The organism is Micromonospora tarensis (assembly GCF_016803395.1).
In the GTDB taxonomy this organism is placed as follows: domain Bacteria; phylum Actinomycetota; class Actinomycetes; order Mycobacteriales; family Micromonosporaceae; genus Micromonospora; species Micromonospora tarensis.
This window is the reverse complement of the sequence record NZ_JAEVHL010000507.1, coordinates 1-1,359: the sequence shown is the minus strand read 5'-3', so window position 1 is coordinate 1,359 and position 1,359 is coordinate 1. Positions and strand designations below refer to the sequence as shown.

Sequence of the window (1,359 nt, the reverse complement as noted above, 5' to 3'; positions counted from 1 at the left end):
CGTTGTCCTGCCTAGGTTCTGGCTTGTCGAAGGTCAGAACTAGTGAGGCGGGCAACGGCGTGCGTTCTGCCAGGGTATGGGCTGGGCTGCTCGGGGTCGAGCAGGCGGTGGTCGAGGGCGTGGAGTTTGATCCGGTCGAGTCGGTGGTGGTGGCTCGGGTGCGGGTGGGTAAGGGTGCGTCGCGACGGTGTCCGTATTGCGGGCGGCGGTGCGCTCGCTATGACGGTGGGGTTCGTCGTCGGTGGCGGGCGTTGGATCTGGGTGTGGTCCGGGCGGTGATCGAGGCGCAGGCGCCTCGGGTGTCGTGTCCGGAGCATGGGGTGCTTGTCGCGTCGGTGCCGTGGGCGCGTCATGGGGCGGGGCATACCCGGGCGTTCGATCAGATGGTGGCGTGGTTGGCGGTGCATACCGCGAAGTCGGCGGTGTCGCAGTTGATGCGGGTCAGTTGGCGCACGGTCGGGGCGATCGTGGCTCGGGTGTGGGCCGACACCGGCGCCGCGGCGGATCAGTTTGAGGGGTTGCGCCGTATCGGGATCGACGAGGTCAGCTATAAGAAGGGCCACCGCTATCTGACCGTGGTGGTGGATCACGACACCGGTCGGCTGGTCTGGGCCGCGCCCGGCAAGAGCGCGGCGACCCTGAACGGGTTCTTCGACGTTCTCGGCCCTGAGCGGACCGCGAAGATCACGCACGTGTCCGCCGACGGCGCGGACTGGATCACCACCGTCATTCGCCGTCGTTGCCCGAACGCGGTGCGCTGCGCCGACGCGTTCCACGTCGTCGCGTGGGCCACCGACGCCGTGGACCGGGTCCGCCGCCAAGCCTGGAACGAGGCCACCGGCCGTGGCGCAGGCCGTCGGGGCGTCGCCGTCGGCGCGGCCCGTCAGTTGAAGAACACCCGCTGGACGTTGTGGAAGAACCCGCAGAACCTCACCGACGCCCAACAGGCCACACTCGCCTGGATCGCCAAGACCCACCCCCGCCTGCACCGAGCCTGGGCGTTGAAGGAAGGACTACGGCTGGTATTCACCCTGGCCAAGACCAGCCCGGCAGCCGCGCTCGAAGCCCTCGACCGGTGGATCGGGTGGGCCCGCCGCAGCCGCATCGACGTCTTCATCGATCTGCAACGACGCATCACCCGTCACCGCGACGCGATCATCGCCGCCATCGAACACGGCCTGTCCAACGGCCGCATCGAATCCGTCAACGCCAAGATCCGCCTCATCACCCGGATGGCCTTCGGATACCACTCACCCCACGCCCTCATCGCCCTGGCCATGCTCAGCCTCGGCAGCCACCGGCCCCAACTCCCCAAACGATGACCACCAAACAACCCACAAACCCAGCAGAAGACCCATA

The 1,359-nt window shown here is 68.0% G+C and carries 1 protein-coding gene; it reads left to right on the top strand.

The features are described 5' to 3' along the window. Window positions 1-59 precede the first annotated feature (59 nt). A complete protein-coding gene (locus tag JM949_RS35965; RefSeq protein WP_203152475.1) occupies window positions 60-1,322 on the top strand; it encodes an ISL3 family transposase in 1,263 nt (420 codons plus the stop codon). Window positions 1,323-1,359 lie beyond the last annotated feature (37 nt).